Origin of the sequence: Vibrio kasasachensis (genome assembly GCF_050337565.1) — a bacterium.
Taxonomy (GTDB): domain Bacteria; phylum Pseudomonadota; class Gammaproteobacteria; order Enterobacterales; family Vibrionaceae; genus Vibrio; species Vibrio kasasachensis.
Genome location: NZ_JAKJTB010000014.1, coordinates 1 through 20,295 on the forward strand (window position 1 = coordinate 1; position 20,295 = coordinate 20,295).

At 42.2% G+C, this 20,295-nt stretch carries 19 protein-coding genes; 6 read left to right on the plus strand and 13 right to left on the minus strand.

All coding sequences use genetic code 11. From position 1 onward, the window contains the following. Nucleotides 1-656: 656 nt before the first annotated feature. The 8 genes from L4C38_RS11810 to L4C38_RS11845 all read right to left on the minus strand — a co-directional run bounded on the left by L4C38_RS11810 (nucleotide 657) and on the right by L4C38_RS11845 (nucleotide 8,684). Entirely contained in the window at nucleotides 657-1,433 is a 777-nt protein-coding gene (locus L4C38_RS11810) for a phosphoadenylyl-sulfate reductase (RefSeq protein WP_428797767.1), read from the minus strand. Next, nucleotides 1,426-3,162: an assimilatory sulfite reductase (NADPH) hemoprotein subunit gene (cysI, locus tag L4C38_RS11815; protein WP_428797768.1), complete on the minus strand. Its 1,737-nt coding sequence runs from the start codon at nucleotides 3,160-3,162 to the stop codon at nucleotides 1,426-1,428. The genes L4C38_RS11810 and cysI overlap by 8 nt, the downstream gene beginning before the upstream one ends. After that, nucleotides 3,162-5,051 (minus strand): assimilatory sulfite reductase (NADPH) flavoprotein subunit, encoded by a 1,890-nt coding sequence (locus tag L4C38_RS11820; RefSeq protein WP_428797769.1) that lies wholly within the window; start codon nucleotides 5,049-5,051, stop codon nucleotides 3,162-3,164. The genes cysI and L4C38_RS11820 overlap by 1 nt, the downstream gene beginning before the upstream one ends. Nucleotides 5,052-5,149: 98 nt before the next feature. After that, nucleotides 5,150-5,377 carry a hypothetical protein gene (locus L4C38_RS11825; protein ID WP_428797770.1) on the minus strand — a complete coding sequence of 76 codons (228 nt, stop codon included), beginning with the start codon at nucleotides 5,375-5,377 and terminating at the stop codon, nucleotides 5,150-5,152. A gap of 140 nt (nucleotides 5,378-5,517) precedes the next feature. Next, a complete protein-coding gene (locus L4C38_RS11830) occupies nucleotides 5,518-6,174 on the minus strand; it encodes a TIGR04219 family outer membrane beta-barrel protein (RefSeq protein ID WP_428797771.1) in 657 nt (218 codons plus the stop codon). Between the two features lie 62 nt (nucleotides 6,175-6,236). Then, nucleotides 6,237-6,446, minus strand: a complete 210-nt coding sequence (gene pspG, locus L4C38_RS11835) for an envelope stress response protein PspG (protein WP_428797772.1) — start codon at nucleotides 6,444-6,446, stop codon at nucleotides 6,237-6,239. Between the two features lie 159 nt (nucleotides 6,447-6,605). Next, on the minus strand, nucleotides 6,606-7,595 hold the full coding sequence (gene dusA / locus L4C38_RS11840) for a tRNA dihydrouridine(20/20a) synthase DusA (protein ID WP_428797773.1): 990 nt from the start codon (nucleotides 7,593-7,595) through the stop codon (nucleotides 6,606-6,608). A gap of 375 nt (nucleotides 7,596-7,970) precedes the next feature. Next, on the minus strand, nucleotides 7,971-8,684 hold the full coding sequence (locus L4C38_RS11845; protein ID WP_428797774.1) for an outer membrane protein: 714 nt from the start codon (nucleotides 8,682-8,684) through the stop codon (nucleotides 7,971-7,973). Nucleotides 8,685-9,145: 461 nt separating this feature from the next. On the opposite strand from L4C38_RS11845, the gene zur reads away from it, so the two are divergent. Then, nucleotides 9,146-9,604: a zinc uptake transcriptional repressor Zur gene (gene zur / locus L4C38_RS11850; RefSeq protein ID WP_428797775.1), complete on the plus strand. Its 459-nt coding sequence runs from the start codon at nucleotides 9,146-9,148 to the stop codon at nucleotides 9,602-9,604. Nucleotides 9,605-9,620: 16 nt separating this feature from the next. After that, nucleotides 9,621-10,082 carry a chemotaxis protein CheX gene (locus L4C38_RS11855; RefSeq protein WP_428797776.1) on the plus strand — a complete coding sequence of 154 codons (462 nt, stop codon included), beginning with the start codon at nucleotides 9,621-9,623 and terminating at the stop codon, nucleotides 10,080-10,082. A gap of 149 nt (nucleotides 10,083-10,231) precedes the next feature. Here the strand turns inward: L4C38_RS11855 and cysC are convergent, their stop codons facing one another. The 5 genes from cysC to cobA are packed head-to-tail and all read right to left on the minus strand — an operon-like array spanning nucleotide 10,232 to nucleotide 15,919. Beyond that, nucleotides 10,232-10,849 (minus strand): adenylyl-sulfate kinase, encoded by a 618-nt coding sequence (gene cysC / locus L4C38_RS11860; protein ID WP_428797777.1) that lies wholly within the window; start codon nucleotides 10,847-10,849, stop codon nucleotides 10,232-10,234. Nucleotides 10,850-10,861: 12 nt separating this feature from the next. Next, nucleotides 10,862-12,586 carry an SLC13 family permease gene (locus tag L4C38_RS11865; RefSeq protein ID WP_428797778.1) on the minus strand — a complete coding sequence of 575 codons (1,725 nt, stop codon included), beginning with the start codon at nucleotides 12,584-12,586 and terminating at the stop codon, nucleotides 10,862-10,864. Between the two features lie 31 nt (nucleotides 12,587-12,617). Then, a complete protein-coding gene (gene cysN / locus L4C38_RS11870) occupies nucleotides 12,618-14,045 on the minus strand; it encodes a sulfate adenylyltransferase subunit CysN (RefSeq protein WP_428797779.1) in 1,428 nt (475 codons plus the stop codon). An 18-nt stretch (nucleotides 14,046-14,063) separates the two neighbouring features. Continuing rightward, nucleotides 14,064-15,014 (minus strand): sulfate adenylyltransferase subunit CysD, encoded by a 951-nt coding sequence (gene cysD, locus L4C38_RS11875; protein ID WP_428797930.1) that lies wholly within the window; start codon nucleotides 15,012-15,014, stop codon nucleotides 14,064-14,066. Between the two features lie 8 nt (nucleotides 15,015-15,022). Further along, nucleotides 15,023-15,919 (minus strand): uroporphyrinogen-III C-methyltransferase, encoded by an 897-nt coding sequence (gene cobA, locus L4C38_RS11880; protein ID WP_428797780.1) that lies wholly within the window; start codon nucleotides 15,917-15,919, stop codon nucleotides 15,023-15,025. A 264-nt stretch (nucleotides 15,920-16,183) separates the two neighbouring features. Here cobA and cpdB point away from each other — a divergent pair, with 264 nt between their 5' ends. The 4 genes from cpdB (at nucleotide 16,184) to L4C38_RS11900 (ending at nucleotide 20,291) form a co-directional block, all read left to right on the plus strand. Beyond that, the gene (gene cpdB, locus L4C38_RS11885; protein ID WP_428797781.1) at nucleotides 16,184-18,145 is read left to right on the plus strand and encodes a 2',3'-cyclic-nucleotide 2'-phosphodiesterase; all 1,962 of its coding nucleotides are present in this window, start codon (nucleotides 16,184-16,186) and stop codon (nucleotides 18,143-18,145) included. 199 nt (nucleotides 18,146-18,344) lie between these two features. After that, nucleotides 18,345-18,908, plus strand: coding sequence for a Crp/Fnr family transcriptional regulator (locus L4C38_RS11890; protein ID WP_428797782.1), 564 nt, complete (start codon nucleotides 18,345-18,347; stop codon nucleotides 18,906-18,908). Between the two features lie 67 nt (nucleotides 18,909-18,975). Then, the gene (locus tag L4C38_RS11895) at nucleotides 18,976-19,431 is read left to right on the plus strand and encodes a GNAT family N-acetyltransferase (RefSeq protein ID WP_428797783.1); all 456 of its coding nucleotides are present in this window, start codon (nucleotides 18,976-18,978) and stop codon (nucleotides 19,429-19,431) included. Beyond that, nucleotides 19,431-20,291, plus strand: a complete 861-nt coding sequence (locus L4C38_RS11900; protein ID WP_428797784.1) for a DMT family transporter — start codon at nucleotides 19,431-19,433, stop codon at nucleotides 20,289-20,291. Before L4C38_RS11895 ends, L4C38_RS11900 begins: the two co-directional genes overlap by 1 nt. Nucleotides 20,292-20,295: the final 4 nt, after the last annotated feature.

The following is a 20,295-nucleotide window of genomic DNA, read 5'->3' on the forward strand; positions in this document are numbered from 1 at the left end:
GCGTTCAATCTGAGCCATGATCAAACTCTTCAATTTAAAGTTTTTTCGGCTCAATGAATACTGACTTCAAAACTAATATTTATCCGAAGATAAACATGTAATTCTAAAGCTATTATCATTCCAACAGAATGATAATGAATTGACTGTGCCAAGACTAAGTTAGACTTAATCTCGATTGGTCACTCAGTTCATTGAACCCAATGTGTTTCCGAAGAAACAGTCATTGCCTAAGCAATAACTTATTGGATTATCATCAACGAGTGCCCACACAGATTGATAGGTTTATATTGTTAAAGAGCGTTCTTCTTTGTGACTTACATCACTTCGGAAGAGGCGGTCATTCTATCGATATAATCTTCAGTGTCAAACACTTTTTAGTTTATTTCGTTTTTCTTTATGACCTTATCGATTTAGCTTCGAACCCTTATGGAGCCTTGCCTCGTCGATGGGGTGCATTATAGAGATCGTCATCACGTTGGCAAGTGTTATTTTGCAAAAATTGCAAAAATAACGACTTTTCACCATTTTTCACTCCAAAGCCCTATTTATTCAATTTTACCCAAAACTAGCTAACAATAAACCCACAGACTTATCCACAATTGTGAGTTTCAAAAACAAAAAAGACTGCTCAAAGCAGCCTTTTACCTCGATATTACTTAGATACCTGAACCGTACTGCTCATTATCATCTTCATGAAGACCACATTCTCGCTTTAATCCAAAGAAACGTGTTTCTTCTTCTTTCATTCCTGGCTCCCATTTCTTTGTAGTATGGGTATCACCGACCGAAAGGTAGCCTTCTTCTCGCAACGGATGATAAGGCAACTGATGTTCTTCTAAATAGTAATGCACATCTTTATTACTCCAATCAATTACTGGCAAAAATTTGAATACGCCATTTTGAATCGAAAGGATGGGAAGATTTGCTCGAGATTGAGATTGCTCTCGGCGTAAACCTGAAAACCAAGTACCAACTCCAAGTTCATCTAAAGCTCTACGCATTGGTTCGACTTTATTGAGCTTATTGTATTCCTCTATTCCTTTTATCCCTTGCTCCCAAAGTTTGCCATGCACAGCTTCTTGCCAAACAGGACTTTGCTTTGCTCGGTACACTTTCAGATTGAGATTAAGTTGTTTCGTTAACTGTTCAATAAACTGATAGGTTTCAGGAAAGAGATAGCCAGTATCCGTCAAAATGACTGGAATATCCGCTTTAACTCGAGTAACCAAATGCAACATCACTGCGGCTTGAACACCAAAGCTCGAGGACACAGTATGCTGACCTTCCAAATTCTCTATCGCCCACGCTACTCTTTGTAGCGCGGTCATTTGTTCTAGCTCTGCATTAATTGCACTAAGTTGTAAGATCTGCTCAGTCTTAGTTAAAGAGAGAAGCAGCTTTAGTTCAAACGGTCTCGCAACTGAATCAAGCATGCAAATCCCTCTTAGATACGAAGACTTCTTCTATAATCCCGGCACGAATAGTGAAATCACCGAAACACTCGTTTTCATGGCGCTCTTTAGCCCAACGACCCACTAGCTGATCGATCTCTTCTAAAATCTGCGTATCAGTAATGTTCTCTTTATACATCTTAGGAATGCGAGTTCCACCACGGTTGCCACCTAAATGTAAGTTATATCGCCTTGGCGCCTTACCTACCAAACCGATCTCAGCCAACATTGCGCGACCGCAACCATTTGGACAACCGGTAACACGTAAGATTATGTTGTCTTCTTTTGGCAACCCGTGTTTCGCTAAAATTTCTTCTACATCCGTAACGAATTGTGGCAAGAAACGCTCCGCTTCAGCCATAGCAAGAGGACAGGTTGGGAATGCAACACAAGCCATCGAGTTTTTACGCTGCTCACTGACCATTTTATCCATCAGACCGTGCGCTATCGCAATCTTCTCTATCTTTGCTTTATTAGACTTAGTAACTCCCGCAACAATCAAGTTTTGGTTTGCCGTCATGCGGAAGTCACCTTGGTGTACTTTGGCAATTTCGGCCATGCCCGTTTTCAAAGGTTTACCCGGATAATCTAGAATTCGGCCATTCTCTATAAAGAGGGCAAGGTGATGCTTACCGTCGATACCTTCTACCCAACCGATTCGATCACCACGCTCGGTTAACTCATATGGACGGCTTTCGGCGAACTTAACATCCGCGCGTTTTTCTACTTCCGCTTTGAATACATCAATACCAACACGATCGAGTGTGTATTTGGTCTTAGCATTTTTACGATTAGAACGATTACCCCAGTCACGCTGGGTGGTGACTACGGCTGCAGCCACATCGAGCGTTTTTTCCAAAGGCACATAACCAAAATCATCGGCTCGACGTGCATAAGTCGACGTATCACCATGAGTCATTGCTAGTCCACCACCAACGAGCACGTTAAAGCCTATTAACTTCCCTTTTTCTGCTATTGCAATAAAGTTTAAGTCATTCGCGTGGACATCGACGTCATTTTGCGGCGGGATAACCACAGTGGTTTTGAATTTACGAGGTAGATAGTGTTTACCGAGAATTGGCTCATCATCTTCGGTTGTTTCCACTTTCTCACCATCTAGCCAAATTTCGGCATAAGCTTTCGTTTTAGGTAATAAGTGTTCGCTAATTTTTGCCGCCCACTCATACGCTTCTTGATGCAATTCTGACTCAACTGGATTAGTGGTACATAAAACATTTCGATTTACGTCACCGGCTGTGGCAATCGAATCAATACCAATACTATTTAGAGTTTGATGCATCAACTTAATATTCGGTTTGAGTACCCCATGAAACTGGAACGTTTGACGAGTAGTCAAACGAATACTGCCATAGAGAGAATGCTCCTCCGCAAACTTGTCTATTGCCAACCATTGCTTTGGCTTGATCACCCCACCAGGCATGCGTGCTCGTAACATCACATTATGTAATGGTTCAAGCTTTTGCTTAGCGCGTTCATTGCGAATATCACGGTCATCTTGCTGATACATCCCGTGGAAACGAATTAGCTGAAAGTTGTCAGCGGTGAAGCCTCCAGTGATACGATTTTGCAAATCTTGCTCAATCGTCCCTCGAAGGAAGTTGCTTTGGTTTTTAAGACGCTCGTTATCAGAGAGTGGTCCCAACCCTTCACCCAATACTGTTTGGTTGTTCTTTTCAATAAAAGTACTCATTAGTACACATCCCTTTGATAACGTTTTTCCTTACGCAGATTATTAATATATTCTTCTGCTTGTTCTTTACTGAGTTTTCCGTGCTCTTGAGCCACTTCGATTAACGCCTCATGTACATCTTTTGCCATACGAGTTGCGTCACCACAAACGTATAAGTAAGCGCCATCTTGAATCCACTGCCATACCTTTTGACCGTTTTCTACAATGCGATGTTGTACGTAGACTTTTTCTGGTTGGTCACGACTAAAGGCAACATCAACCTGAGTGAGTAACCCTGATTTTAGATACTTCTGCCATTCCACTTGATAGAGAAAATCTTGAGTAAAGGTCCGGTCACCAAAGAACAACCAGTTTTTACCTTGTGCATCTCGGTTATCTCGCTCTTGAACAAAGCTACGGAACGGTGCAATACCAGTCCCCGGACCAATCATGATCACTGGGGTATTATCATCTTGCGGTAATTTGAAGTTATTATTGTTCTCAATAAAGATTTTTACTTCACCGCCCTCTTCTAAGCGATGAGAAAGAAAGCTTGATGCACCACCAAAGCGTGTTTCATCACTTTGTTGATACTCAACAACACCAACCGTTAGGTGAACTTCATCTTCGACTTCAGATTGTGCAGAAGCGATCGAATACAAACGCGGAGTCAAACGACGCAATAGACCAAGTAATTCTTGTGCTGTCTGTTTCGTCTTTTTCTCACTTAGCACATCAACAATTTGCGTATTACTCGCGTAATCACGTAGCTTGGCTTTATCTTCCACCAGCTTTTGCAGTTTTTTACTGCCTGACAGCTCTGCAAATTTAGTGACTAACTGAGGGTTCGCCGTGGTGATCTCATATTTTGAAACCAATGCACTATGAATAGAAAGGCTCTCGCCTTCCACATCGACACTCTCTACACCCGAAAGACCTACTTTTGCTAAAATGGCATTAGCAAGTTCAGCGCTGTTCTCATACCACACACCAAGAGCATCACCCGGCTGATAGGTGATACCAGAAGCATCCAAATCGATTTCTACATGGCGAACATCTTTACCTGAATCATGACCAGTAATCTTTTGGCTAGTGAGTAATGTTGCCGTGTATGGATTTTGTTTATTGTATTGAGAATGCCCAGCGGTAGCTTGCCCGACTGGCAACTGAACTACTTCCGCTTCTGTACCCGAAGATAAATCATCCTTTACCGTTTCTAATGCTCTGGCACGCCATTCTTTGGCTGACGCTTCATAATCAACGTCACAATCGATACGGTCGATAAATGCAGTTGCACCTAGCTTGGATAGATATGCATCAAAATCTTTACCTGTTTGGCAATAAAATTCGTAACTAGAATCACCGAGACCAATCACACCATATTTAAGGTTCGCCAATTTAGGCGCTTTCTTGGATTGCAGGAATTCATGCAGCTCAATTGCATTGTCAGGCGCTTCACCTTCACCATTAGTTGAAGCGACCACGATAACGTGAGTTTCTTTGGCTAGGTTTTTACCTTTGTAGTCACTGGCATCAAACAGTTCAACAGCTATACCTTGTGCTTTTGCTTCTTGCTCTAAAGCTTCGGCAATACCTTTCGCATTACCAGTTTGTGAAGCAAAGATAATTGATAACTTACCAGCTGGCTTTGCTGCAACCGCAGCGGCAACCTGACTAATGGGTGCTGATGCCGACGCTGGCTGATTTTGTGATAATCCCCAAAAGTAGCCGCTTACCCAAGCTAACTGCTGAGAAGATAAACTCGTCACCGTTTGCTGAAGTTGATTCAATTGCTGATCATTCAGTGGACTAGCGATAGATGGTAGTTCTGGTGTATTTCCTTGAGAGAGCTCTGTGTTACTTGAGGACTCTTTCTTATTCAAAGACATGGTCTCGACATCCCTATTCATTGCGTGATGATAGATTAACCACTCTTTTTAATAACAAGAAAGAATAGAAGTGAATGTTTTATAACTTTTTGAATTAAAGAGAGGTACTAATTGCTCAATTAGCCTTCAACTCGTACTTGGCTAAAACCCACAGCCATAGCAGATCGAGAAGCGATATCTAAGTCACCATAATGGCATTCTTCTCCATGGACATCAGTAAGAAGTACGAAGCCACCTTGCGCGTACCTAAACTCCACGACCCATTGCCCTTCTTCTGCCGAAGGTTCAATGATGGCTTCAACTAACTGGTTGTCTCTATATAATGCGCGCAGTTCATTAATGGTCATAATTGCGGTCTCTGCGTAACTGTCCTTGTTTTACTAAGCATGGTGCATCAGGACAAAACTGCTAATAAAAACTCAATAGTTATGACAAAAAGGTATAAAAAAGCGCCGCCTTAAAAGGCGACGCTTTAAAAATAGTTTCGTTAAAAACGATATTCAGCTCCGATAAAGAAGCCATTCACAAAAATTAGTGACTCTGCTACCTCCGGCGTTAATGTGGCAAAGCTATCAAGCTCAAGATCGACCACTCGGTATCCGGCACGTATCGCAACTTGATTACTGACCTTATAACGCAAGCCAGCTAACACATCAGCCCGCTTAATCTCTTTGCTGTTACCAAAATCAAACTGCCCAATGATATCGAAATTACTATTCGGTATTGATAACTCAGCATAGGCATACCAATTAAATGTCAGTTCATCAAAATCATAGTTATTTTCAGCCGATAAACTATTACGGTAATGGCTATTGGTATATTGAGTAAAAGTAACCCCGGCATCAAACAACATGGTTTCGCGTTCTAGTACTCGATAATAGAATGAAAAATCGTATTTATCAAAGCCTGCATAATCAGCATCTATGCTGCTATAACGAAATTTGGCATAAGGCAAATACGCTTGATCGTGCTCTAGAGTAATAAACAGATTAGCTGCAATATCATCGTCACGTCGTTGATCATCAATCTTAGTATCACCAAACCATGCATCCGCTCCAACCGTAGTACGAATTGAATTCGACATTGCCGAATTAGAGAATGACAGCATTATTGCTGTTACGAACAAATGCACTAATTTAGTCATAGTCAATAAGCTCTCAGTATGATGGTTAGTTACTTTGAGCCTATCACATTCTCACGACTTCGCTATCGAGAGCTATAAACGTGATTTTTGAAAAACCAAATGCCTATCGCGATCACAATTAACCACGGTAAAATCTTAAATACCACCCCAACCATCCCCATCAACACCATCACAACTAATGCAAAGCCTGCTGCGGCAAATACCGTAAGCATTGTGATACCTGTAACCAATAAAGTGGCAATAAAAACTAAAATAAAGATTAACTCAAACATAGCATTCTCCTTTCATTAATAGTTCTATCGCAGAAAGTATGCCAACTTTTAACTAAAGAATAAGGTGTTGATTTTATTAAGATAAAATTAAAGCGCTATTTCACAACAGCGCTTTAAATGTATTGATAGGTAAATTTGACCATTTACATGTGGTTAATTTTACACATTAAGTTCTTTGGGAATCTTAGCCAATGCCGCCTCAACAACTTCAATACCTGAACCCGGCTTATGCGCATTCTCACTAATATAACGACGCCATTGACGTGCGCCTGGCATATTTTGGAATAAACCCAACATATGACGAGTGATGTGACCAAGATACGCGCCATTCACCAATTGCTGTTCAATGTATGGATACATCTCTTCAACCACTTGAGTGCGTTTCTTCACTGGTTTATCGAGACCAAAAATTTGTTGGTCTACTTCAGCCAAGATATACGGGTTTTGGTATGCTTCACGTCCAACCATTACACCATCAAGGTGTTGAAGATGCTCTTTAGCCTCTTCCAGTGTTTTTACACCACCATTTACCGCAATGACCAAATGTGAAAAATCTCTCTTCAATTGATAAGCACGCTGGTAATCCAGTGGTGGTATCTCACGGTTCTCTTTCGGGCTTAAACCTGATAACCATGCTTTGCGCGCGTGGATAGTAAATTGATCACAGCCGCTTTTTTCTGACACAATTGAAATAAAATCCGTCAGGAATTCATAAGAATCATGATCATCAATACCAATACGTGTTTTTACAGTGATAGGTATATCCACAACATCTTTCATTGCAGATACACAATCAGCCACCAGCTGTGGCTCTGCCATTAAACAGGCACCGAATCGCCCATTTTGTACGCGGTCTGACGGGCAACCAACGTTTAGGTTTATTTCATCATAACCACGCTCTGCCGCAAGCTTGGCACAGGTCGCCAGATCCGCAGAGTTAGAACCTCCAAGTTGCAGCACAAGTGGGTGTTCTTCCTCGTTATAAGCTAGGAAGTCTCCTTTACCGTGAATGATAGCGCCTGTTGTTATCATTTCGGTATATAGCTGTGTCTCGCTAGACAATAGGCGATGAAAATATCGACAGTGACGGTCTGTCCAATCCAACATTGGGGCAACGGATAGTCGGGACGATCTGTAATTGTTAGTCATACCTTTAGAGCCTTGGTTTTTCAGGTTTTTTAGATGTTTCTTAGAATCGTTGCAAGTTAATTAAAATACGATAAATCCACTCTTACACAAGTAATCCAAAATAGGGGATAAGCATTTCAATATGGTACGACGAGCCCCAAGCAATGGCGAACCACGCTATAAAACCACAGTGTTTGTAAAAATAGTTGCCGCATAATACATCGTGAAAGTAAAACGTTCAAAAAAAGACGTTATCGATGGCATTGAGAATTGATGAAAGAGGAAGATTCGAACTTAATAATTCTTAATAACGTGATGATAAAATTATAGGGAAGATGCACCAAAGCTGATAATCGATTCACCTTTCCTATAACATCGCAATCGAAACATCATCAACTAAAACTGATAGTTAACATTTAAAAACAACGAATGTAATTTCAAATCAGCGGAATGCTTTTCATTTTCATCACAAATAGCAAGATCTGAGCCTATGCAGTTGTCTGCTGTGCTCACCTTACCAGCACTGATGAAACGATAACCTAGACCAATTGCCATTTTTTCAAAAACGTTGTAATTAGTGCCTACAACAAAATTCCAAGCAAAATTCGTATCAGAGCTTTCAGCAAAACTTGCAAAACGATCCGTTAAAGGATAATCGTACTGCATAGCACTAATTTTCGCTCTAGATCCGCCAATACCAAACCCAACATAAGGTATTAGGTCACTATTGTTCTCAAAGTCATATAAAAGGTTAATCATTAATGATTCTTGCTCCACATTTACTGTTGTCCTTTCATTCAAACTGCTTGTAAAAACTGTATCTTCTACAAATTCTTGACTGCCGAGTTTACGATAAACAATTTCAGTTCTTAATGGTTTGCTTTCCCAATAATAACCGATCCCAATAGCAGCAAATAGAGAGTGGTCTGTATCGTCAACAACAGCTGAACTCGTAGTGGTACTTGAAGGAATTGTCACCTCAGCATCATAAAACCGCCCAGCAGCATGACCAACCTCAAATACACCATAAACCTCTGATGCATGAGCCATACTTGTTGTTGTAATGAAAAATCCGAATACACCTATTATATTTGCTCGCTTCAGTCCCATTCAAACCCCATTTAAAACTTGATATGAAATACCGCCCCCTTTTTAAATAAGGGTACGTATGGTGAATAAACCATCAGGATATGACCTAACTGGCATATGGAATTCATATTGTAGTACATCTGTATTTGGGTAGTGATTTAAGCAGAGTAAGGTAGGGTTGACAGAAGAAATCGGCATCAATCAACAACAAAGCAGGCTGCCAAAATTATAAAATTTTAATCACTATCAGAGGATAGTCTGAGGTAGTGACTATAGTTATCCCTAATATATTCCAAGGATAACTGCCAATTTATCTTCTTCAGTATCGTTTCTTTCGTTATTTTGGTAAATTAAGTACTTCATTGAAAAGTGCATTGAGCCTGCCCTATGCTCGCTCAAAGTATCGATGGTCTTATCAAAATGACGCGAATGATAAACATTATTCGATGTTGAGTGGTATATTGTAAAAAAGTCCAATCGTTATGGTGAAAAATTTGGACCAAGAACTAATTAAACAGACCGAAGATATATGTGCTGCAAGAGGGGTTAGGTTTACGCCACAACGTAAACAAGTTTTCCAATTGATTTGCGCTAGCCCTAAAGCATCAAGTGCTTATGAATTGCTAGAGCAACTTAAGATCAGTGAACCTCAAGCAAAGCCACCAACGGTTTATCGTGCATTAGACTTTTTATTGGAACAGGGTTTCATCCATAGAGTCGAGTCAACTAACAGTTTTATCCAATGTTGCTCGTGTAACGCACATAAACATTACTCACATCTGCTAATTTGCGATAAATGTAGTAACGTTATTGAACTACAAGATGATAGTTTAGTAGCCTTGTTGGCTAGCAACGCAGAAAAGCATGGTTTTGCAATCACTAACCATGTTATTGAATCACATGGTATTTGTAAGTCATGTTCATCTAATACTGAAGAATAAGATATAGAAGAAAATTATGCGCGCTGAATTTGTAAATCCGTTTTTAGCTTCATTGATGAACGTCCTAAAAACGATGGCCTCACTTGAGTTGAAGCCGCAAAAGCCTCGTGTAAAAAAAGACGAGATCGCACGTGGTGACGTATCGGGTCTAATCGGGATGGTTGGTCCGCAAACTCGCGGCTCTATGTCGATTACATTTGATGAAAGCTTAGCACTTGAAATCATGCAAAATATGTTGGGTGAACGCCCAAATGGCTTGAATGATGAAGTTACTGATATGGTTGGAGAGATCACCAACATGGTAACTGGTGGTGCTAAACGCATTCTGGCAGAAAGCGGCTTTGATTTTGATATGGCAACCCCTGTTGTTGTTTCAGGTCGGGCTCACACCATTCGCCACAAGTGCGATGGGTCGATTATCATCATGCCTTTCAGTTCACAGTGGGGGAACGCTTTTATCGAAATTTGTTTCGAATAAGCACCTACAATACACTGTTGATATAAAAAAGCTTCCTTTGCGGAAGCTTTTTTAGTTTTTAGACTTAAATTAGCTTTGGGTATATAGGTAACCTTTCGCCCATGATAGGCTTTTAGATCATAGCAACCCTAAAGCTCATTAACCCGTTTCTAACTAATAATACTCTTCTTCTTTAGCGCCAATATGCATTGTTCAACCAATGAATCTATTGGTAATTCACCAGCTGGCAGATCAATTTCAGGCTGAAATGGCACCTCATACTCTGAGTCAATTCCTGTAAAATTGGCAATTTGACCAGCACGTGCTTTTTTATATAAACCTTTAGGATCTCGCTGTTCGCAAACATCTAAGGATGTATTAACAAACACCTCTAGAAACTCACCTTCTGGCATTAAGTTACGTACTAGTTCTCGCTCAGCTCTATGCGGGGAAATAAAAGCTGAAAGCACGATCAGTCCAGCATCAGCCATCAATTTAGCCAACTCACCAATACGACGAATATTCTCTCTGCGGTCTTGCTGCGAAAAACCAAGGTCACTACATAAACCATGCCGAACGTTGTCCCCATCAAGCAGGTAAGTATGATAACCAAGTTCTGCCAATTGGTTCTCCAATGCGCCTGCGATGGTCGATTTGCCCGCGCCAGATAACCCTGTAAACCAAAGCACTACTGGTTTTTGTTGTTTTAATTCGGCACGAGAAGATTTATCAACGCTGTGCTGATGCCAAACGATGTTTTCATCTTTGACGTTGGTCTCTGTTGTCATGAATAGCATCCTTTAATAAGGGAAGAATTGTGGGATCAAAGCCAATACCAACACCGAATATACAATCGACAATGGGATCCCAACTCGTACATAATCTTTTAGCTTATAATTGCCTACGCTATAAACCAATAAGTTGGTTTGGTAACCATAAGGAGAAATAAAACTGGCGCTAGCACCAAACAGTACAGCCATGACAAACGGCATTGGGTCTACCCCATAGCCAATAGCCATACTGTAACCAATAGGAAAAGCAAGCGCTGCGGCTGCATTATTGGTGACGAGCTCGGTGAGTATTAGAGTTAACAAGTAAGTCGCTACCAATGCACCAAATACTCCGCCGCCATTGAAAGTTTCAATAAACATCTGCCCTAACTTGACCGACAAACCGGACGACAGCATCAATTGAGCTATAGAAAGTGCTGAACCAACAATCACTACAATATCAATAGGAAAACGGCGGCGTAACTCACTAATTTGAACGATACCGAGCAGTAACGCTGCGAGCAGAAACACAGCTAAACCTTTGATTAATGGTACCCACTCGAGTAAAGCCAGTGTAATTACAGCGGCAAAACCTAACAGTACAATACTGGATTTTCGAAAATCTAAGCGAGCACTAGAATCGAGATCATTCACCAATACGAATTCTCTACGATGCGCTCGACGCTCAGCTTCAAAACGCTTACCCGGTACCAGAACTAGGGTATCTCCTGCACTAAGCGTAATATTTCCCAAGCCACCTTCTAAACGCTCATGCCCCCGACGAATGGCTACGACAACGGCATCAAAACGGTCACGAAAGCGACTGGTTTTAAGCGTTTTATTGCAAAAGGTCGCGGATGTACTGACGACGACTTCGACAAAGCTTTGCCCATTGAGATGGTGCTGACCGAACAAGGTTAATCCTTGTATCTCCTGTAGCGTCGCAACGCTTTCGATATCACCACAGAAAAGTAGTCGATCATTCGCATTTAGGATAAAGTCCGGATCGACTGAAGGCATGGTCTTATCATCTCGGATCACTTCGGCAAGGAACAATTTACGCAACGCTCGTAAATTATTCTGCGTAATACTCCGTCCCACCAATGGTGATCCTGGCTCCACCCTTGCTTCAAGAAAATACGGCAAGTCATCTTGCGATTGATCGTCGTAATTCGGCAATAGATAACTGAGAGGGATCAGGATCAACATACCGCCAACCAATACCGATAAACCGATCATTGTTGGAGTAAAAAAACCTAAACTTGGTAAACCGGCATCTTCAACAAAACTATTTATGATCAGGTTTGTTGATGTACCTATCAATGTTAACGTGCCACCTAAGATCGCTGCATAAGAAAGCGGGATCAACAGCTTAGAGGGTGCATGTTGTTGATTACGCTTGATTGCTCCAATAAGAGAAACCACAACTGCGGTATTGTTGGTAAATGACGAAAGTAGCGCCGTAGACACGCCCATTTTTGCCACGACTAAACCTAGTCTCCCAGTAGAAAGACTACGGCTAACCCAACTAATCAGTAGCGTTTTCTCTAGGGCACAAGAGGCTAAAACTAATAACACGAGAGTCAATAATGACGAATTGGTGAAGTTAGTCGCGACATCTTTCAGTTCTATCATGCCAGCCATAAAAGCAATAAATGCTGCTCCAGCAAAAATAGAACTGGGTTTAAGACGAGTAGCTACAAGACATGTCACGATGCCAAGTAAGATAGCCAACACAAATCCTTGTTGCCACATACCGCTTCCCTACTTCACCAAACTCTGGCGACTACTTAAATAATTGACCGATGTCTTTCGCATCCCAATGAGGAAAATGCTTACGAATCAGTGCATTTAGCTCTACTTCAAACACAGAGAAGTCACCCACTTTTTGCTCTATCTGGCTTAAGCTCTTACGAACCAAGCCAGCGCCTACCGTCACGTTAGTTAAACGGTCAATCACCACAAAGCCACCGGTATCCTGGCAGTCGTTATAATGATCAAGTGCTACGGACTCGGTTAGGCTCCATTCACACAAGCCAATACCATTTAATGGCAATTCAACCGCGTTATGTGACGAGAGATTATTGATGTCGTATTGATGACGAATCGCTTCAACTCGCCCAACAGTCTTCTTACCTGCTATCTTGATGTCATACTCACGACCTGGCTGTAATGGCTGCTCTGTCATCCATACCACATCAGCGAGTAAGTGGTTACTTGATGTCACTTGAGCGCCATTAAGTACTAATAGATCACCGCGACTAATATCAATTTCATCTTCTAAGGTAAGAGTAACTGCTTGACCAGAGTGAGCGGTTTGTAAATCCCCATCAAAAGTGACAATACGCGCCACTTTCGACGACTTACCTGACGGTAAAGATTGCACCGCATCACCGACACTGACAGTACCTGACGCAATAGTGCCAGCAAAACCACGAAAATCGAGATTCGGGCGATTAACGTATTGAACTGGGAAGCGGAATTCTCCCGCATCTTTTTCTTGGTCTACATCCACGCTTTCTAAAATATCTAGCAATGGTTTGCCTTCGAACCAACTCATATTCGAGCTAGGATCTACGACGTTATCGCCTTCTAAAGCAGACAATGGCAGAATTTGGATATCAATTTCACCATAAAGGTTTTTCGAGAACTCGAGATACTCATCGCGGATTTGTTCAAAGCGATCTTGTGAGTAATCAACGAGATCCATTTTATTCACTGCAACGACAAAATGCTTCAAACCCAGCAAGTTCGCAATAAATGAGTGACGACGAGTTTGATCCAATACACCTTTACGTGCATCAATCAAGATCACCGCCAGATCACAGGTAGAAGCACCTGTTGCCATATTACGAGTGTATTGCTCATGTCCTGGCGTATCTGAAATGATAAATTTACGTTTTTGCGTAGAAAAATAACGATACGCCACATCAATGGTGATGCCTTGCTCACGCTCAGCTTGCAAACCATCAACCAACAAGGCTAAATCAGGGCGCTCACCAGTGGTGCCAACACGTTGGCTATCAGAATGAACTGCAGCTAGTTGATCTTCATAAATTTGTTTTGAGTCATGGAGCAAGCGACCGATCAAAGTGCTCTTACCATCATCTACTGAACCACAAGTTAGGAATCTAAGTAATGACTTGTATTGGTGTTGTGTTAGGTACCCTTCAATACCTAACTCAGCTAATTGGGCTTCTACTTCACTGTTCATCTTGTCTATCCTTAATCCCTAGAAATAACCCTGGCGCTTTTTCAGCTCCATCGATCCAGACTGATCGTGATCGATCGCGCGACCTTGGCGTTCACTCGAGGTGGCGACCAACATCTCTTCAATAATACCGGTTAAGGTGTTGGCTTCTGATTCAACGGCACCAGTTAGTGGGTAGCAACCAAGCGTGCGGAAACGAACGCTTTTCTCTTCAATCACTTCACCAGGTTGCAGCTCCATACGCTCGTCATCTACCATGATCAGCATGCCATCGCGATCTACGACAGGGCGTTTTTCTGCCAAATAAAGCGGCACAATTTCAATGTTTTCAAGATAGATGTATTGCCAGATATCAAGCTCAGTCCAATTCGACAGTGGAAATACTCGAATACTTTCGCCTTTATTGATTTGACCGTTATAAGTTTTCCACAGTTCAGGGCGTTGATTCTTAGGATCCCAGGTATGGTTTTTGTCACGAAATGAGTAGATACGTTCTTTCGCTCGTGACTTTTCCTCATCACGGCGAGCGCCACCAAAGGCGGCATCAAAGCCGTATTTATTAAGTGCTTGCTTTAAACCTTGGGTTTTCATGATGTCGGTATGCTTAGATGAACCATGAACGAATGGGTTACAACCCATGGCTAGACCTTCTGGGTTCTTATGTACCAAAAGCTCAAAACCATATTTTTCCGCTGTTTTATCGCGGAACTCGATCATCTGTTTAAATTTCCAGTCGGTATCTACATGCAATAGCGGGAAAGGAATTTTTCCTGGATAAAATGCTTTCCTTGCTAAATGCAACATTACCGATGAGTCTTTCCCGATGGAGTACATCATCACCGGGTTATCAAACTCCGCCGCGACTTCACGAATAATGTGAATACTCTCAGCTTCTAACTGCTTAAGGTGAGTTAAACGTTCTTGGTCCATGTTGGTGCTTCCTTTGCGGCTCTTACGAGCATTTCGGCTAATCTTTATCTCTATGCGTAATGACGTTGCGCGACTTTCTTCTGTAAAGAGGTCTGTTGCGAAGTGGCATTATCATCTTGATTGAACCACTGTAATTTTTCTGCTAACGCAACAACTTCGCCAATCACTATCAAGGATGGTGATTCAGCATCTTGCGCTAACTTAGCTAACTCAGAGAGCTGCCCTTTAAATACTTTTTGGCAGACTTGTGTACCACGCTCAATAATGGCGATAGGGGTGTTTGGCTGACGACCATGATTGATTAATTGCTGCTGGATGTAGTCAGATTTCATCAAGCCCATATAAATGACTAGGGTTTGATTTCCACGTGCTAACGTCGACCAATCCATGTCATCACTTTCCGCTTTTAAATGACCGGTAATAAACATTGCAGTTTGGGCGTAATCACGGTGAGTTAATGGGATACCTGCATAAGCGGTTGCCCCTGCTGCCGCAGTAATACCGGGAATCACTTGAAAGCTCACTCCGGCATCGGCTAACACTTCAAGCTCTTCTCCACCACGCCCAAAAACAAATGGATCGCCGCCTTTAATCCGAACAACTCGATGCCCTTGCTTGGCAAAATCAACCAACAGTTGATTGGTTTTTTCTTGGGAAACACTGTGATGACCGGCACGTTTGCCGACACAAACTAAAATGGTGTCATCTGGAATAAGAGCTAGAATGTCATCAGAGACAAGATAGTCGTAGAGCACAACATCCGCTTGTTGAATAAAGCTCAGAGCTTTGATGGTGAGTAACTCGGCATCCCCTGGACCAGCACCAACAAGGGCAACTTCGCCATGTTGAAGCTGACTCTTCGCAGCAAAGCTAGCTCGATGAGTTATTATTGGTGTTGTTCGTAAGTGATTCAGAGGAAACTGAGATACTGTATCATTGCTCGCCATTTGATCATTCCTTCCATGTGAATGATTGCATTATGGCCTTCTCAGCATATTACCTGAAATTCTAAAATTTCATTTTTTATATCAATTAATGATAAGGGACAAAAATAGGCATCGATTGAACAAACAGCATTTCTGAGAATTCACCAACAGAACTACATTTATCAGTCGCTCAATATCACACTTTGCGATGTGACAAAATCATTGTTGCATAAACTTTTGTTACATTACACTCGTTAAAACTAACGCTATTGGAGCAAAACAAAAATGAAAGTAGCAGTGAAACCCTTAACCCTCGCTGTACTCGGTGGCATGTTAACCATGGCAGGTCCTGCAATGGCTGATACGCTCAAACTTCGTATCATTGAAACCACAGATATCCACACCAACGTGATGGATCATGACTATTACAAAGATGCTGCGTCGGAGAAGATCGGTCTTACCCGCACCGCTACTCTTGTTAAACAGGCTCGAGCTGAAGTTGAAAATAGCGTGTTAGTTGATAATGGTGACTTGATCCAAGGTAGTCCTATGGGTGACTACATGGCGGAAAAAGGCATCGAAGCTGGCGAAGTCCACCCTGTTTATAAAGCAATGAACCAGCTTAACTATGATGTTGGCAACATTGGTAACCACGAATTTAACTATGGTTTAGAGTTCCTAGCAGAAACGCTAAATGACGCAAATTTCCCATACGTTAGTGCTAACGTGTTTGATAAAGAAACTGGTGAGCACTACTTTAAACCTTACATCATCAAAACTCATACATTCAAAGATGCCGATGGTGCGGAACACCAAATCAAAGTGGGTTACATCGGTTTTGTGCCACCACAAATCATGGTTTGGGATAAGAAGAACCTAGAAGGTAAAGTCTTCGCTAAAGATATCAAAGAGTCGGCAGAAGAGCTTGTACCTCAAATGAAAGCTGAAGGCGCTGACGTTATTGTAGCCATCCCTCACTCTGGTGTCGCTTCTGAAGCATACAAGCAAGGTGCGGAAAACTCGACTTACTACCTATCAGAAGTTGAAGGCATCGATGCCATCGCATTTGGTCACTCACACGCGGTATTCCCAGGTAAAGGTTTTGACAACATTCCTGGTATCGACAACCAAAACGGTACCATCAATGGCGTTGCAGCCGTGATGCCTGGTCGTTGGGGTAGCCATGTTGGAGTTATCGATCTTCAGCTTGAGCAAAAAGACGGTAACTGGGAAGTGACATCTGGTAAGACGGAAGCTCGTCCTATTTATGACGGCGTCAACAAAAAATCATTAGCAAAAGCTGACCCAGCTATAGTGCAAGCATTGGAAGCGGACCACAAAGCAACACGTGAATTTGTTAACCAACCAATTGGTAAAGCAAACGACGTAATGTACAGCTTCCTATCACTGGTACAAGATGATCCAACCGTGCAAATCGTTAACCTTGCACAACAAGATTACGTGGAACGCTTTATTCAAGGTGACCCAGATCTAGCGGATATCCCAGTTCTTTCTGCGGCTGCACCATTTAAAGCCGGTGGTCGTAAAAATGACCCAGCGAACTTCACCGAAGTTGAATCGGGTCAACTAACCTTCCGTAACGCCGCAGATCTTTACCTTTATCCAAATACACTTGTCGCACTTAAAATGACAGGTAACGAAGTTAAAGAGTGGCTAGAGTGTTCAGCAGGTCAATTCAACCAAGTTGACGTAAATAGTACCGAACCTCAATCACTGATTAACTGGGATGGATTCCGTACTTACAACTTCGACGTAATTGATGGCGTAAACTACCAAATCGACATTACTCAACCTGCAAAATACGATGGTAACTGTAAAGTGGTTAACCCTGAAGCGGCGCGTATCATTGGTTTAACTTATCAAGGTAAGCCAATCGATATGAAGAAAGACTTTATTATTGCTACTAACAACTACCGTGCCTACAGCAACAAGTTCCCTGGTACAGGTAGCGAGCATATTGCATTCGATTCTCCAGATGAAAACCGCTCTGTGGTTGCAGCTTACATCTCTCGCGTAAGCAAAGAGAAAGGCGAAGTTACGCCAAGCGCAGATAACAACTGGACATTTGCACCAATCAAAGCCGATAAAGCGTTAGATATTCGTTTTGAAACCTCTCCGAGCGAAAAAGCGGCGCAGTTTGTAAAAGACAAAGGGCAATATCCGATGAAGCAAGTTGCAACGGATGACCTTGGTTTTGCAGTTTATCAAATTGATCTACAAAAATAATACCTTGCCATGATCCTATACCTAGACAACTTAAAGTTTCAGGTAGGAGGCTAGTGGGAAAGGAATCTGAGCATAGTGATCCTATGTTCTGAGGTTCTCGAGTGCTAGTCAACACCGCTGTAACTTCAAGTCGCAAGGGTATAGGTGTTAATATCGAGCCGCTATAGATTTATAGCGGCTTTTTTGATGAGGAGAAACCATGGCTACAAGATTTACACATTACTTATCACAACACGGCTTCTCTTCTAGTGAGATCAGCGAATTATCTCAACTCGCCAAACCTCTAGAACTACCAACCCGCCATATATTGATTGAACAAGGTGCCAACTCCGACAGTTTCTTTTTTGTTTTGGATGGTTTGTGCCATGCCAGTTACCTAACTGAGCAAGGCAAAGAATACAGTAAGGAGTTTTACTGGGAGCTCGACTGGATAATCGGCTTTGAAAGTCTAATAAAACAGCAGCCCTCGGCTTTTTTGCTCGAAACACTCACGCCATGTCACTTACTCTGCTTACCGCTGGCGACATTACAACAGTGGCGAGATAGCAACCATCCCACCTACCTCAAGCTAGTTGAAACTCAGCTAATGAATAAGGAAAATAAGGAACGCTTTATGTTGCTGTATAGTGCAGAACAGCGCTACCAACTATTTTGCCAACACTTTTCAGATCTTGAACAGCGCCTTACTGATTACCAAATCGCAGCCTATTTAGGCATTTCTCCGGTCAGTCTGAGCCGGATTAAAAATAGAGCTGCCGAATAACATTTGTTAATGCTGACAGCGATGAAACTTGTTAACTTTGAGCCAAACCTATTACGATAGTTAAATTATGATCAATTGGAAGCTCATCTCTTTTCCCCAATTAACCAATATTGAGTTATATCAGCTACTGAAACTACGAGTTGATGTATTCGTGGTCGAACAAACTTGCCCTTATCCAGAATTAGATGGTAATGACACGCTTGATGGTGTCTATCATCTACTTGGTTACCAAGGAGAGACTCTAGTCGCTTGTGCGCGCTTGTTACAAAAAGGAATAACCTATCCTTGCGCAAGTATTGGACGAGTTGCCACCTTGAAAGATGCGCGTGGCGGTGGCTTAGGTCATCAATTACTTAAACAGGCGATAAACGAGTGTAATAAGCTGTGGCCTAAGCAAAATATTGAGATTGGTGCGCAGCAACATCTCAAAGCTTTCTATCAACAACATGGTTTTGTACAAACCACCGATATGTACCTAGAAGACGACATTCCGCACATCGATATGCTGCGGGAGGATATCTAGTGGCGTGGTCAGTAACCACTGTCGCAATTGTGCTATTAGTTGTCGGTAATTTAGCTGCCTCACTTTCAGACGTAGCGGTAAAACTGCTTGAGGGCGAAATTACTTCATTTCAATATGTATTTGTTCGCCAGTCGCTTTCTGTTCTGTTGCTACTGCCATTCTGGCTTAAACTGCCCTCTTCGCAGCGGGTACTAACCGCGCCAGTGGTGATTAGCATACGAGCTCTACTGATAATGGTTGGTAGTAGCTGCATGATGGTAGCAATCACTCACTTACCATTGGCAACAGCAAACGCGGTGTTTTATGCCGCCCCCTTGATCATGTTGCCACTTTCAGTTTGGCTACTAAAAGAAACACCTCCACTGGCTAAAGTAGTCGCAACTCTCATCGGTTTTACTGGTGTGTTGCTGGTTCTGCGCCCCTCTCAGTTTCACTGGGCAGCATGGTTTGCGCTTGGAACAGCAACAACGTTAGCCATTTTCAATATTCTTGCGCGTAAGCTACCGCAAAACCAACCCGTCATTACTACACTATTTTGGACATCAGTCATGACAGTGCCAATATCAGGGGGGCTCGCAGTATTACACTGGCAACCAATGAATTGGCAACAAGTAGCACTAGTCACAATGAGCGCAAGCTTAATATTGATCTATAACGGGTTAGCGGTCATTGCCTACAAAAAAGTACCCGCTGGGCAAATTGCACTTGCAGAGTATTCCGGTTTGGTATTTGTTGCCGCAATCGGTATTTGGGGATTCGATGAAATTCCTGACAGCTTAACTGCGCTAGGAATTATTTTGATTATCTTGCCGCTGTTACCCTATCGAGATGTGCTCCAGCGGCGAAAAGGAATTAAGTAAGCGA